Origin of the sequence: Kineococcus sp. GCM10028916, assembly GCF_042674865.1 — a bacterium.
Lineage (GTDB): Bacteria > Actinomycetota > Actinomycetes > Actinomycetales > Kineococcaceae > Kineococcus.
On record NZ_JBHTFM010000003.1, the window covers coordinates 269,525 to 283,134 of the forward strand.

Here is a 13,610-nt window from a genome sequence, read left to right on the forward strand (position 1 = left end):
CGTGAACACCGACGTCGCCGCTCCCACGAGCGGATCCGCGACCCACCACGAGATCCGGCAGCAGCCGGGCGCGTGGCGCGACCTGGTCACCCTGCTCGCCGGGCACCGGGACGCGCTGGACGACTTCCTCGCCCCGGTCCTGGCGCAGGACGACCTGCGCATCGTCCTCACCGGCGCGGGGACCTCCGCCTTCGCCGGTGACATCGCGAGCGCGTCGCTGCGCCGCCACCTGGGCCGCCGGGTCGACGCCCTCGCCACGACCGACCTCGTCGCCGACCCCTTCGGCCTGCTGGCGGAGGGCGGCCCCGTCCTGCTGGTGTCCTTCGCGCGGTCCGGGAACAGCCCCGAGAGCGTCGCGGCGACCCGGATCGTGGACGACCTCGCCCCGCGGGCGCACCACCTCGTCATCACCTGCGACGCCGAGGGGGCCCTGGCCCGGGAGCACCGCGGCGCGGCGAACTCGTTCGTGCTGGTGATGCCGGAGCAGACCAACGACACCGGCTTCGCCATGACGTCGAGCTTCTCCACGATGCTGCTCGCCGCGCTCCTGGTGTTCCGGCCCGACCAGGCCCGGCACGTCGAGGCCCTGAGCGCCGCCGCGTCGTCGCTGATCGAACGGAGCGGGCAGGTCGAGGCCCTGCTGGACGCCGACCCCGAACGCGTCGTGTACCTCGGCTCCGGCCCGCTGCAGGGGCTGGCCCAGGAGTCCGCGCTGAAGCTGCTCGAACTGACGGCGGGGGGAGTGGCGGGGTTCCACGACTCCCCGCTCGGGTTCCGCCACGGCCCGAAGTCGGTGGTCGACGACCGCACCCTCGTCGTCGTGTACGCCTCCGCCGACCCCTACACCGCCCACTACGACGCCGACATCGTCACCGAACTCCGTCGTGACCGCCCCGCGCAGGTCGTGCACGTCGGCGGGCCGGACGGTTCTGCGCTGGACCTCGCCCTCCCGCAGCTCGACGGTCTCGACGACGGGTTGCGCAGCGTCGCCCTCGTCGCCTTCGCCCAGCTGCTCGCGCTGGGCGCGTCGGTCCGCCGCGGCTGCACCCCCGACAACCCCTTCCCGGGCGGCACCGTCAACCGGGTCGTCCAGGGCGTCTCGATCCACGACCTCCCGGGCCGGAGCGAGCAGCCGTGACGTACTTCCTCGGCATGGACGGGGGCGGGACGAAGACCGCCTTCGTCCTGCTCGACGGGAACGGGACGGTGGTCGCGGAGGACCGGCAACCCTCCAGCTACTACTTCGGGAGCGAGAGCGGGATCGACCTCGTCGAGCAGGTCCTGCGCGCCGGGGTCGGCGCCGTCGTCGCGGCGGCCGGGATCCGCGTCGAGGACCTCGCCTTCGCGTTCCTGGCCGTCCCCGGCTACGGCGAGGCCAGCGCCGACGTCGCCCACCTGGACGCGATGCCCGCCCGCGTCCTGGGGCACGACCGCTACCTGTGCGGCAACGACATGCTCAGCGGCTGGGCGGGTTCCCTCGCCGGCCGGGACGGCATCAACGTCGTCGCCGGTACCGGCTCGGTGGCCTACGGCGAACGCGGTGACCGCACCCACCGGACCGGCGGCTGGAGCGAACTCTTCGGCGACGAGGGGTCCGCGTACTGGGTGGCCGTCCAGGGGCTGAACGCGTTCTCCCGCATGGCCGACGGCCGTGAACCCCGGACGGCGTTGCACGGCGCGGTCCGGGAGGCGCTGAAGGTTGTGGACGACCTCGACGTCATCGGTGTCGTCGTGGACCGCTGGCAGGGGGACCGCAGCCGGATCGCGGGCCTCGCCCGCGTCGTCACCGCCACGGCCGCCGCCGGTGACGCCCGGGCCCTGAGGATCGTGCGCGCCGCGGCCGCGGAACTGGCCGCCCTGGTGACGACGACGGCGACCGCCCTGGGCCACGGCCCGCAGGACGAGGTGGCGGTGTCCTGGTCCGGGGGCCTGTTCAACGCCCCCGTGGTGCGGTCGGAGTTCGAGGAGGCCCTGCGGCGCAGCCCGTTCCGGCTGAAGCTGGTGACGCCGCAGCACGGTCCGGAACTCGGTGGTGCCCTCTACGCCGTCCGGGCGGCACGGGCCCGCGGGGTGGTCGTGTGATCGTCGTCCTCACCCCCAACCCGGCGCTCGACGTGACGTACCGCGTCGAGCAGCAGCGGGTCGGAACCACCCAGCGGGTGCTGGAGGTCTCCCGCCGCCCCGGGGGCAAGGGCGTCAACGTGGCCCGCGTCCTGGACGCCGAGGGGGTTCCCACCCGGTGCGTGCTGCCCCTGGGCGGGACGGCCGGGACGTGGGTGCGGGAGGCCCTGCGCGACCTGGGGATGGAACCCGCGACCGTTCCCCTGGCCGGTGAGACCCGCACGACGGTGACCGTCGTCGACGACGTGGCCCACCCGACGATGTTCGGCGAACCCGGCCCCGCGGTGACCCCCGCGGAGTGGGCCGCCGTGCAGGACGCCCTCGCGGACGCCCTGCGCGGGGCGTCGGCCTTCGTCGTCGCGGGGTCGCTCCCGCTCGGCAGCGACCCCGGCCTGGTCGGCGACTGGGTGCGCACGGCCCGCGACGCCGGGGCCCTGACCGTCGCCGACCTGTCCGGTCCGGCCCTGCTGGCGGCCGCCGCCGCCGGAGCCTCCGTCTGCAAGCCCAACGTCGAGGAACTCCTCGGCGCGACCGGTGCCGGTTCCGAGGCCGAGGGCGCCGCGGACCTGCTGACCCGGGGGGCCGGTGCGGTGGTGGTCTCCCGCGGGGTCCACGGGATCGCCGCCCACACCCGCGACGGGGTGTTCGAGGTTCCCGCCGTGCCGGGTGTCAGCGGGAACGCCACCGGCGCCGGGGACGCCGCGACGGCCGGTCTCGTCCTCGCCCTCACCGGCGGTTCCCCGCTGCCCGACGCCCTGCGCCGGGCCGCGGCGTTCGGCGCCGCCGCCGTCCTGCGTCCGGTCGCCGGTGAGATCGACCGGGCCGCCGCCGCCCGTTTCCTCGACACCACCGGGAGTCCCGCATGAGCACTCGTCCCCCCTTCGTGGAACTCCTCGACGCCGCCCGTGCGGCAGGTCGTGGGGTAGGAGCCTTCAACGTCGTCCTGCTCGAGCACGCCGAGGCCATGGCCGCCGGTGCCGCGCGCGCCGGTCTGCCGGTCGTGCTGCAGATCAGCGAGAACTGCATCAGGTACCACGGTGGTCTGGAACCTCTCACCGTCGCGACCCAGGCGATCGCCCGCGCCGTCGACGTCGAGGTCCTGGTGCACCTGGACCACGTGGAGGACCCGGAGCTGGCCCGGCGCGGCATCGACCTCGGCGTCGACTCGATCATGTACGACGGGTCGAAACTGCCCTACGCGGAGAACGTCGCCGCGACCCGGGCCCTGGCCGAGGAGGCCCACGCCGCGGGGATCGCGCTGGAGGCCGAACTCGGCGAGGTCGGCGGCAAGGACGGCGTCCACGCCCCGGGTGCGCGCACCGATCCCGACGAGGCCGCCGAGTTCGTCGCCGCCACGGGTGTCGACGCCCTCGCGGTGGCCGTGGGGACGTCGCACGCGATGCAGACCCGCGTCGCCAGCGTCGACCGCGACCTCATCGCCCGGCTCGCCGCGAGCGTCCCCGTCCCCCTGGTGCTGCACGGCTCGTCGGGGTTGTCCGACGAGGAACTCCGCGCCGCCGTGGAGGTCGGCATGACGAAGGTCAACATCTCGACGCACCTCAACGGGGTGTTCACCCGGGCCGTGCGGGCCGTGCTGGCCGACCGGCCCGACCTCACCGACCCGCGGAAGTACGTCGCCGCGGGCCGCGCCGCGCTGGAGGACGAGACCGAGCGCCTGCTGCGGCTGCTCGCGGGGACCGCGTGACGACCTCCCGGGAAACCGGCCGGCGCACGCTGGTCCGCCCTCCGCGTCAGGCCGCGGCGTTCCTCGGCGGGGCCGTCCTCGTGGTGCGGCGGTGGACTGGTTCACTGCCGGGGTGACCCTCGCGTTCTCCCTCGACCCGACCCTGCGCCACCTCAACCACGGTTCCTTCGGCGCGGTCCCGACGCTCGCCCTGGAACGGCAGGCGGCCTACCGCGCGGAGATGGAGGGCGCGCCGGTCCGGTTCTTCGTCGGTGTGCCGGAACGCATCGCGGCGGCCCGGGAACGCGTCGCCCCCTACCTCGGGGTGTCCGCGGACGACCTCGCGTTCGTGCCGAACGCCAGCGCCGGGGCGAGCGTGGTCTTCAGCTCGCTCCCGGTGGAGCAGGGGTGCGAGGTCGTCGTCACCGACCACGGCTACGGCGCGGTCACCATGGGCGCGCGCCGGCTCGTCCGGCGCTGGGGCGGGCGGATCCGCACCGCGCACGTCCCGCTCGGCGCGGGTCCGGAGGAGGCGTCCGCGGCCGTCGCCGCGGAACTCTCGGACCGGACAGCCCTCGTCGTCGTCGACCACATCACCTCCCCGACGGCGCGGTTCCTACCCGTCGACCTCATCAGCACCGCCGCCCACGAACGCGGGATCCCCGTCCTCGTCGACGGCGCGCACGTCCCGCTGCAACTCGCCGAACCCCTCGCGGGCGTCGACTGCGACTTCTGGGTCGGCAACCTGCACAAGTTCGGGTGCGCCCCGCGGGGTTCCGGCGTCCTCGTCGCCCGCGGTGACCTCCGCCGGGAACTGAACCCGATCATCGACTCCTGGGGAGCCGAGCAGGAGTTCCCCGCCAACTTCGACCAGCAGGGGACCCTCGACTTCACGAGCTGGCTCGCAGCCCCGGACGCCCTCGACGCCGTCGAGGCGGAGATCGGCTGGGCCGCGCTCCGGGTGCGGGTCGCCGAACTGGCCCGGTACGGCGTGGACGTCGTCGCCGACGCGTTCGCGGCGTTGACGGGGGAGGACCACCACGTCGAGGTGGGGATGCCGGCCGGTCCGCTGCGGCTGGTGAGACTGCCCGGCCGGCTGGGGCTGGGGGAGGGGGGCGGCAACGCCGTGCGGGACCGCGCACTGGCCGAACTGGGTGTCGAGGCCGCGTTCACCGCGTTCGGCGACCAGGGTTTCGTCCGGCTCTCGGCCCATGCCTACAACACCCCCGACGACTACGACGACTTCGCGCGCCGCTGCGTCCCCGCGCTGGTCGAGTGGTCCCGCGCGGCGTAGCTTGCGGCGCCGTGCCGGAACCCGTGCAGTTGCTCGCCTCCGCCGTCTCCCGGTGGGGGGAGGACGAGTGGTCCCGCGGTGCGTGGAGCTTCATCGGCGTGGACGGGACGCCCGCGGACCGGACCACCGTGGGTTCCCCCGTCGGGACGCGGCTACGGATCGCGGGGGAGGGGACCCACCCCACCCGGGCCGGGATGACCCACGGCGCCCACGAACAGGGCGTGCAGGCGGGGGAGTGGGCCGCGGCGCTCGGCCACCGGCGGGTCGTCGTGGTGGGCGCGGGGATCGCCGGTCTCGCCGCGGCGCAGGAACTCCGCGGACGCGGCGTGGACGTGCAGGTGTGGGAGGCGCGCGACCGCGTCGGGGGCCGGGCCGTCGGGGTGGAGGTCGGCGGGTCCACCTTCGACCTGGAGGCCAACTGGTTGCAGCAGTTCGACGAGAACGTCCTGGCGCGCACGGCCGAGGCGCTGGGGTTGCGGACCGTGGCGACCGACTTCACCGATCCGCTCGTCCTGGGGTCACCCACGGGCGGGGTGCCCCGTCCGGAGGGCCTGGCGCGCGGACTCCGGGAGCGGCTCGCCACCGCGGCGCCGAGGACCTCGATCGGGCAGGTCGTCGAGGAGTGGTTGCGGGACCCGCGACCGTGGACCGCGGAGGTCGTCCGCCGGTTCGTGGACGCCGAGGTCGTCATGGACACCGGGGTTCCGCTGTCCTCCCTCAGCGCGCGGCACGGGTTCGAGGCCGGCGTCGGCGAAGGGGACCGGTGGATCGTCGGCAGCTACCGCCGCCTGCTCGACCACCTCGCCGAGGGGGTCGACGTCCGGCTGCGGCGGCCGGTGCGCCGGGTGGAGGTCCGCGACGACGGGGTGCGGGTGGCCGGCGCCGACGAAGGGGTGCACGACGGCGAGGTGCACGCCGACGCGGTGATCGTCACGGTGCCGTTAGCGGTGCTCGCGGCGGGCGCCGTCGAGTTCGTCCCCCCGCTGCCGGGCGGGCACCGGGACGCGCTGGCGCGGTTGCCCACCGGACGGGTGGAGAAGGTGGTGCTGCGCCTCGACCGGCGCTTCTGGCCCGAGCACGCGGCCGGCTACTACCGCGTCCACGGGCCGGGGGCCGGGTCCGTCAGCGAGTGGCTCGACGCCACGGAGGCGGACGGCCGGCCCACCCTCGTCGGGTTGTTCGCGGGGCCGTGGGTCGAGGAGCTGTGGGCGGGGGAGGACGACGACGTCGCGCGAGCAGCCCTGGGCGTGGTCACCGCAGCTCTCGGCCTCTGAGCCGTTCCAGGGAGTGCTCGGCGTCCTCCGCTCGTAGTCTCACGCTGTGCAGACGATGGGATTGACCAGGGTGTTGGGCAGGACCGGCCGCAGGGTCGGGGCGATCGGGATGGGTTGCTGGCAGATCGGCGGGAGCTGGGGCGACGTCGCCGAGGACGCGGCGCTGGAGACGCTGCAGGCCGCGGCGGACGCCGGCGTGACCTTCTTCGACACCGCCGACGTCTACGGGGACGGGCGCAGCGAGAAGCTGCTCGGCCGCTTCCTGCCGACGGCACCCGAGGGCGTGTTCGTCGCCACGAAGATGGGCCGGCGGGCCGACCCGCACGACGCCTCCGCCTACACGCTGGACGCCTTCCGGGCCTGGAACGACCGCAGCCGCGAGAACCTCGGTGTCGACACCCTCGACCTCGTCCAGCTGCACTGCCCGCCGCCGCCCGTCCTCACGACCGACGCGGTCTACGAGGCGCTGGACACCCTCGTGGCCGAGGGCCGCACCCGCGCCTACGGCGTCTCCGTCGAGACCGTCGCCGAGGGTCTCGACGCGGTCGCCCGCCCCAACGTGGCGAGCGTGCAGATCATCCTCAACCCGTTGCGGCTCAAGCCCGTCACCGAGTTCCTGCCCGCCGCGGCCGAGGCCGGCGTGGGCGTCGTCGTCCGGGTGCCGCTGGCCTCGGGCCTGCTGACGGGCAAGATCGACGAGAACTCGACCTTCGCCGCCGACGACCATCGCACCTTCAACCGCAACGGCGAGGCCTTCGACGTCGGGGAGACCTTCGCCGGGGTCCCGCTCGGGGCCGGCGTCCAGGCGGCCAAGCGGCTGGCCGGGGTCGCCGGGGACGTCCCCCTCGCCGCCTTCACGCTGCGCTGGATCGTCGAGCAGCCCGGGGTCAGCGTCGTCATCCCCGGTGCCCGCAACCCCGAGCAGGCTCGCGCGAACGCCGCGGCGGCCGACGTCGCGGCGCCCACCGCCGCCCAGCTCGACGCCGTCCAGGAGGTCTACCGCGACCTCGTCGCCGAGCACGTGCACGACCGCTGGTGAAGCGCCCGAAAACTTCTCCGGCAGATCTGTAACGCCCGAACGGGTGACGCCGATAAGGCCCCTGAGTCCGGGGGGAGCGGGGCTCGGAGGCCGGGGGGCCTGCGAGCGACGTCTGGTCTCAGGGGGGTAACGCGGTGTCGCGTCTGGTGGTCGGGGGGCTGACCACCAGACGCCGCGCCTGCAGTGAGCGCGTCCGCAGGGACGCGTGCAGCGTCGCCGCGTCGTACGTCCGCCACCACCGCGTCCGCTGTGGTGGCGTTCGTCGTTCCGGCGCGCCGGGGGTCACCGCCACCGCACGCAGAACCCGGCTCAGGCCAACCGGAACGCGAGTTCGGTCTCCCAGCGGTTCGTGTCCGGTTCCTGGGCGGGGTTCGTCAGGTAGTTCTTCAGCCGGCACCCCCACACGTCCCCGTCCGGGCCCGGTCGGCGGTCGAACCTGAGGCCCCGGGAGTCGGCCCAGCGCAACAGGTCCCCCGTGGCACCGACGAGGGTGTCGGGGTGGCCGGAGTGGGTGACGGTGACGAAACGACCGGCCGGGAGTTCGCCGTCGTAGACGTCACCGGCCTGCACCCCGAGGGGTTCGTCGAGGGGTACCCCGGCCTCGACGAGCAGGGTCGCGTCCATGTCGATCACCAGGTAGCGCAGGAACGGGGCCCCGGCGGGCACCCGCCCCGCGGCCAGGACCGCCGCGACGAGATCGCCGAGGCGGTCGGCGATCTCGGGGATGGTCGCCATGGTCACCGGACGGCGGGTCCCGAGGTAGGGCTGCGCCGGGCGTTCGAGGACGACCGGGTCGTGGGTCAGCGTGGTGTGCACGGTGGAGGGACTCGTCGGGGGCCGCGGACTCATCGCCCTAGGCTGGCGCGATGGCCAGCTTCCGGCACCGTCGCGACGGTGGGCTCGACGTCGTCCGCGCCCGGCACCGCACCTCGGCCTTCGTCTACGGCAACATCACGGTGCTCGGGGCGCTCGTCGCCGTGGACTCCCGTGCCGTCGAGACCGGGCGCGCGGCGATCGCCGTCGCCGCGACCGCGGTCGCGACGTTCATCGCGCACATCGCCGCGGACCTCGTCTCCGAACGCGTCCGCCCCGACCACCTCCCGGGCAGGCCCCGGGAGGAGCTCGCCGAGGAGTTGCGGGACGCCACCCCGATCGCGACGTCGGGGGTGGTCCCCGTCCTCCTGGTGCTGCTGGGGACCCTCGAGATCCTCCCGGCCCAGCTGGCGTTGTGGATCGGCATCGCCTTCGTCGTGCTGCGGTTGGCGATCACGGGGGTGGTGACGGAGCGCCTCAGCGGTCGCGACCCCTCCGCCACGGCGCTGTGGGGCGGGATCGTCCTCGCGGCGGTCAGCGCCGGGGTCGCCGTGGCGAAGGCACTGCTGACCCACTGACCGTGCGACCGCGGCTCCGGTTGTGGACCAGTGAGGTGAGCAGCGAGGTCCCGATGACGACCGCGCCGAACCAGCCGGCGAGGAGTCCCGGGATGGGCGCGACCAGCGAGACCCACAGCAGCACACCGAGGACGCCCAGGACGTAGGCGGCTCCGGCGGGGAGGTGCTCGTAGCGCTTCAGCGCCTCCCCGGAGTCGAGGCGACGCGTCAGCCGCACGAGGAACACCGCCCCGATGCTGACCCCGGCGACGGCGATCACGAGCCGCTCCCAGGCCGGGAGCCCCGTGCCGGTGTCGCTGAAGGAGTACGTGCCGTCCAGGATCTCCAGCAGCAGGAACACCGCGAGCGCGCGCTCGACGACGACGGCCACCGCGTGCGTCCACACGTGCCGCGCCCCGGCCTTCACCAGGGCGTACCCGGCGATCCCGAGAGCGCCGGCGGCGGCCACCGTCGTGCGGTTCCCCGTCGGGGCCCAGGCGATCGCGCCGCCGGCCAGGACGGCCGCGGTGCAGAACTGCACGAGTCGCGGCCGGGCCAGGCGGAAGAACGGCCGCTCCAGCGGCGCGATCCACAACGGCCGGTCCTTGCGTTCGCAGTTGAACAGGTACTCGGTGAACACCATCCACAGGAACACCCCGCCGAAGGCGGCGAGCCCCGGGCGGACACCGGCGAGGTCGGCGGCGTAGTGCGACGGGTCCGCGACCATCGCCGTCGTCGTCTCCGCCACGTCCTCGCCCCCGGCCGTCGCCACCGCCACCGGGGGGACGAACAACCGCATGACGACGACGCCGACGAACAGCCCGGCGGTCAGGAACACCTGACGCATCCTCGGGTGCAGCCGGCCGGCGACCCCGGCCATGGGTACCGCGTTGTCGACGCTGAGGGCGACCTCGTACGCGGCGAGCGTCACGAGGGCCGCGGCGGCGTGGGGTCCCTCGAGGACCCAGGCGGCGGCTCCGCCGAGGAGCGCGAGGGCCACGGGCAGGCCGATGACGTCGCGCCGGCGCAGGGGGGTGGTCGTGCTCAGGGTGGAGCTCACGGGTCTCCCGGGATCTCGCGGGGCGGGGTCTCGGACGGTTCAACCGTCGCACGCCCGGGTGCGGATCCGCGAGCGCACGGGTGCCGTCGGAGGGTGAAGATCCGGCGGAGGGAGAGTGACCCGGCGCTCCACAGGGTGGGTCGGCCGAGCGGAGCTTCCCCACACCGTCCGGCCGACCCGGGATCATCTTCGCACAGGTGTTCGAACGATGCACGCCCTTCCCGGCTGCGGCAGTGTCGTGGCGCAGGACACTGGTGGTGCTTCCTGCCGCCTCGGTGGTGACCCGTCCCGCCTCTGCCCCCGCTCCACGGTCACGGACGTCGCGATGCCCGGGTGGTCGCTGATCGGTAGTCCGGTAGTTCAACGGTGTCCGAGGTGGAGGCGAGCAGGGCGCGTTCGGCCGCTCCGCGCAGCAAGGGGGTGGCGGCCAGGCGGTGGGCCCCGTGCAGGAGAGTCAGACCCCAGCGGCTCTTCGGGCAGGCCAGCGCCGGGATCCCCGGCCTCACCCGTTGGGTCTTGTCCACGTAGGAGCGGAGTCGCTGCTCGTAGGCGGCGAGAGCTCGTTCGGGCTCCACCGAAGCTCCCCGGGACAGGGCCCGGTCACGTTCGAGCGCCAGCTCGCCGGCCAGCACGTGAGCGGCCAGCAGGGCCAGGCTGGTCCCCATGCCCGTCGGCCCGCCCCACGCGGTGTCCCCGAGCAGGACCACCCGCCCGCGCGACCAGCGCGGAGTGCGCACCTGCTCGGCCCGTTCGAGGTAGAACTCCTCCGGAGCGGCGGCGAACCCGTCGAGGACGCGCTGCGTCTGCCAGCCCACGTCGGCGAACCGCTCGCGCAGCACCGTGAGCTGAGCCTCGACACCGAGGCGGTGGAGGCCCATCGGTGGCGCCATGAAGGCCAGCGTCGCGCGCGTGGTTCCGACGTCGTCGGGGCGCAGGGAGACGATGCGACCACCGGGAGCCGTCAGCCACCGCCACCACTGGTCGTCGTCGCCGCTGGGCTGGATCCGGCCGTAGCCGACGTACTGGCCCCGGTCGGTGCAGGTGACCTCGCTCCGCCCGCCGTCGGTGAAGACGAGGTCGCGGGTCGCCGAGCGTTTGCCTTCCGCGACGACGAGCAGGTCGTAGTGCTCCCGTGATCCGCGGGAGGTGACGACGTCGACGCCCCCGCCGGGAGCGTCGTGCTCGACGTGGACGAGGTGTTCGCCGTAGCGGTGTTCGACGTCTCCGCCGGTGGCTTCCAGGAGCAGCTGCGAGAGCCGGCCGCGCAGGATCTCCAGTTCCGCGGTGGGCCCGTCCCCGCCACGGTCGGCCCCGGGGCGGTGGGTGTGATCGCGGACGGGGAAGGAGGCGTAGGCCGAGCCGTCGGGTCGCAGGAACCGCGTGCCGACCTCTCCGGTCCCCGCGGCGGCCACCGCCTCGTACAACCCCGTCCGGCGCAGCACCTCCCGCGCCGGACCGCGCACGTCGACGTTCTGGCCGGCGGTGCGGGGTCGTGGTGCTCGTTCCAGCACGGTCGGCGCGAAGCCGGCCCGCCACAGCTCGTGGGCCACCGCGGGCCCGGCGATGCTGCCTCCGGTCACCAGCACTCGGGTCTGGACGTCCGTTCCCATCGTCACCATCTCCTCGATTGCTTGACCGTAAAGTACCTTCATGCTCAAGGTACTGCACGGCGGAGTAACCTCGGGGACATGGCACGCGCGAACGACCGGGCGGACACCCTGTTCGCGCCGGGGCGACGTGCGCGGGTGCTGCAGCTGCTGCGTGCCTACACCGACACCCACGTCGAGCTGACCCGTCACCTGGCTCGGGCACTCGGGGTCCACGGCAGCGACGCGGTGGCCGTGGCGGAGGTGCTGTGGGCCGAGGCCAGCGGGACGCCGTTGACGCCGGCGCGGTTGGCGGAACGCATCGGGCTCACCTCCGGCGCCACCGCCAGCCTGCTCAACCGCCTCGAGGACGCGGGGATGGTGGTCCGCAACCGTGAGGACACCGACCGGCGGATCATCCGGCTCCGCCTCACCCCTGCCGCCCGTACCGCGACCACCGCCTTCTTCGAACGCACCGGGCACGCGCTGGACGACGTGCTGGACGACTACGACGACGCCGCCCTGGAGCAGGTGGAACGTCTCCTGACCGGAGTGGTCGCGGCCACCGCGGCTCACAACGAGCAGCTGCGCTCAGCCGGCGCAGACGTCGGCGAACGCCGCAGCCCCTGAGGTGCGGGCCCGGTCCACCGGTCGTCCCGCGGTGCGCGCGCTGCCCGACCGGACCAGGACGGCAAGGAGATCACCGGTGAACGACACACCGACCCCCCCGCGCCCACCCCCGCCTGCAGGAGTGGCCCCGCAACCTCCACCTCCGCTGGTGCGGCCCGGTCGTCCTGGCTTCCTCGTCGCCGCCCCACGACGGAGCCCGGCGCCACCGAAGAGTTTCAGCTGCACCTCATCTACGTCGACGCGGCCCACCACGGCTGCGGAGCAGGGCCGGCGCTGCTCCACGCCGTCCTCGACCCTGACGAGTCGGCTGCCCTGTGGGTCGCAGACCCCAACCCTCGCGCCCAGGCTTTCTACCGCAAGCACCGCTTCCTCCCCGACGGGCGCAGCAAGAGCGAGGACGGCGTGCGCGAGGCCCGGTGGGTCCGCCCTACCGGTACGTCGTAGCGACCGCAGTCCTGCTCCGGACTCGACGTCACGGTTCATGCCGCGAGGAGGTGCGCCTGCACAGGCTCGACGGTACCGACGGAAGCCCCGGCGCCCATACCGGTGCTCACCCTCCCTTGACCCAGACGGTCACGTCGAGGACACCCCAACCACCCAGACCAGTCAGGTCACGACTTCGCGCGCCCGACCGCACTGGCACCGAGAAACTCACCTGCCCAGAACCGGCCGACTCCAGCGTCAGGCACCAGCCCGTCCACGTCCCGCACACACCACCGTCCCGGCACCGCACCTGCGAGGAGTCACTGAGGTACACACTGGCCTCTCCAGCGTGCACCCGCCGCGACAGGCCCTGCACCACCAATCCCGCAGCGGCCGACGGGTCGTGCCTGCTCCCGTCCACATCCCCAACGCCGCGCGGCACCGAAAGGCCCACCCCGATCGCCGCCGCCTCACACGGACGCAGCAGCACCGCCACCTGCGGCCCCACCTGCAGAGCCGCGTCCGCGATCCGGGCCGTGAGCACCACATCCGCCAGCCCTGTCACCACTGTGGTCGACGACTGCGGCGATGACCCAGCCGGCACCTGGCGCAGCCGGGCACTGAGCTGCACCACGCTGACCTCAGCGACGTCACAGTCGTGAACCACTACGCCAGGCGGATGCGATGCTCGCACCCGCTCCTGCCCCGGCGCCCTGAAGAACAAACCCCCCCAGTGCGATCGGGAAGGCGATCACCGCGGCGATCGTGAAGATCAGCGCCCGCCGACCCACCTCACGACCCAACTCCCGGCCCCGCCCGCGACGTCGGCGCAGACCAGATCGCGGACCAGGCCGTGCACCAGCGCGGGCCAGCCGCCGCGCACAGGACACCGTCCACCGACGAGGCACAGCACGATCCTGCCAGCGAGAACCGCCTCGGTCACCACATCGCACGGCGCACGTTCTCCCACCGCCGATTCCTGCACCGGCAGAACCTGGGCGTGCACCCCAGCACCGCCCTGCGTTCAGCACCAGCCGGAGGTGACCACCCGCAGAAACCATGCCTCCAGCCCGCGAGCACCGGAACGTCGAAGCCCTGGACCACCCAGCAGACCGTTGCCCAGCGATCT

14 protein-coding genes are annotated in these 13,610 nt (G+C 73.9%); 10 read left to right on the top strand and 4 right to left on the bottom strand.

The annotated features are described in order from the left end of the window. The first annotated feature begins 1 nt into the window (after nt 1). From ACFQ46_RS03780 to ACFQ46_RS03810, 7 genes are all read left to right on the top strand, one after another. Nucleotides 2-1,138, top strand: a complete 1,137-nt coding sequence (locus ACFQ46_RS03780; RefSeq protein WP_380257332.1) for an SIS domain-containing protein — start codon at nt 2-4, stop codon at nt 1,136-1,138. Beyond that, nucleotides 1,135-2,082, top strand: a complete 948-nt coding sequence (locus ACFQ46_RS03785) for an N-acetylglucosamine kinase (RefSeq protein ID WP_380257334.1) — start codon at nt 1,135-1,137, stop codon at nt 2,080-2,082. The genes ACFQ46_RS03780 and ACFQ46_RS03785 overlap by 4 nt, the downstream gene beginning before the upstream one ends. Continuing rightward, on the top strand, nt 2,079-2,987 hold the full coding sequence (locus ACFQ46_RS03790) for a 1-phosphofructokinase family hexose kinase (protein WP_380257336.1): 909 nt from the start codon (nt 2,079-2,081) through the stop codon (nt 2,985-2,987). The genes ACFQ46_RS03785 and ACFQ46_RS03790 overlap by 4 nt, the downstream gene beginning before the upstream one ends. Then, on the top strand, nt 2,984-3,826 hold the full coding sequence (locus tag ACFQ46_RS03795) for a class II fructose-bisphosphate aldolase (protein ID WP_380257338.1): 843 nt from the start codon (nt 2,984-2,986) through the stop codon (nt 3,824-3,826). The genes ACFQ46_RS03790 and ACFQ46_RS03795 overlap by 4 nt, the downstream gene beginning before the upstream one ends. A 91-nt stretch (nt 3,827-3,917) precedes the next feature. Continuing rightward, nucleotides 3,918-5,099, top strand: coding sequence for an aminotransferase class V-fold PLP-dependent enzyme (locus ACFQ46_RS03800; RefSeq protein WP_380257340.1), 1,182 nt, complete (start codon nt 3,918-3,920; stop codon nt 5,097-5,099). Nucleotides 5,100-5,110: 11 nt separating this feature from the next. Next, nucleotides 5,111-6,373, top strand: coding sequence for an FAD-dependent oxidoreductase (locus tag ACFQ46_RS03805; RefSeq protein ID WP_380257342.1), 1,263 nt, complete (start codon nt 5,111-5,113; stop codon nt 6,371-6,373). 109 nt (nt 6,374-6,482) lie between these two features. Then, on the top strand, nt 6,483-7,412 hold the full coding sequence (locus ACFQ46_RS03810) for an aldo/keto reductase (RefSeq protein ID WP_380257344.1): 930 nt from the start codon (nt 6,483-6,485) through the stop codon (nt 7,410-7,412). Nucleotides 7,413-7,721: 309 nt separating this feature from the next. Here the strand turns inward: ACFQ46_RS03810 and ACFQ46_RS03815 are convergent, their stop codons facing one another. Next, nucleotides 7,722-8,261 (bottom strand): GyrI-like domain-containing protein, encoded by a 540-nt coding sequence (locus tag ACFQ46_RS03815; protein ID WP_380257346.1) that lies wholly within the window; start codon nt 8,259-8,261, stop codon nt 7,722-7,724. Nucleotides 8,262-8,278: 17 nt separating this feature from the next. Between ACFQ46_RS03815 and ACFQ46_RS03820 the strand changes: the two genes are divergently transcribed. Then, the gene (locus ACFQ46_RS03820; RefSeq protein ID WP_380257348.1) at nt 8,279-8,803 is read left to right on the top strand and encodes a hypothetical protein; all 525 of its coding nucleotides are present in this window, start codon (nt 8,279-8,281) and stop codon (nt 8,801-8,803) included. On the opposite strand, the gene ACFQ46_RS03825 is transcribed toward ACFQ46_RS03820, so the two are convergent. Next, a complete protein-coding gene (locus ACFQ46_RS03825) occupies nt 8,760-9,842 on the bottom strand; it encodes a DUF475 domain-containing protein (protein ID WP_380257350.1) in 1,083 nt (360 codons plus the stop codon). The two genes, ACFQ46_RS03820 and ACFQ46_RS03825, sit on opposite strands and share 44 nt — an antisense overlap. 311 nt (nt 9,843-10,153) lie before the next feature. Next, the gene (locus tag ACFQ46_RS03830) at nt 10,154-11,452 is read right to left on the bottom strand and encodes an FAD-dependent monooxygenase (protein ID WP_380257352.1); all 1,299 of its coding nucleotides are present in this window, start codon (nt 11,450-11,452) and stop codon (nt 10,154-10,156) included. 78 nt (nt 11,453-11,530) lie between these two features. Between ACFQ46_RS03830 and ACFQ46_RS03835 the strand changes: the two genes are divergently transcribed. Together ACFQ46_RS03835 and ACFQ46_RS03840 are read left to right on the top strand one after the other, a co-directional pair. After that, nucleotides 11,531-12,058, top strand: a complete 528-nt coding sequence (locus ACFQ46_RS03835) for a MarR family winged helix-turn-helix transcriptional regulator (protein ID WP_380257354.1) — start codon at nt 11,531-11,533, stop codon at nt 12,056-12,058. 69 nt (nt 12,059-12,127) lie between these two features. Further along, nucleotides 12,128-12,502, top strand: a complete 375-nt coding sequence (locus tag ACFQ46_RS03840) for a GNAT family N-acetyltransferase (protein WP_380258411.1) — start codon at nt 12,128-12,130, stop codon at nt 12,500-12,502. Nucleotides 12,503-12,608: 106 nt separating this feature from the next. On the opposite strand, the gene ACFQ46_RS03845 is transcribed toward ACFQ46_RS03840, so the two are convergent. After that, a complete protein-coding gene (locus ACFQ46_RS03845; protein WP_380257356.1) occupies nt 12,609-13,112 on the bottom strand; it encodes a hypothetical protein in 504 nt (167 codons plus the stop codon). Nucleotides 13,113-13,610: the final 498 nt, after the last annotated feature.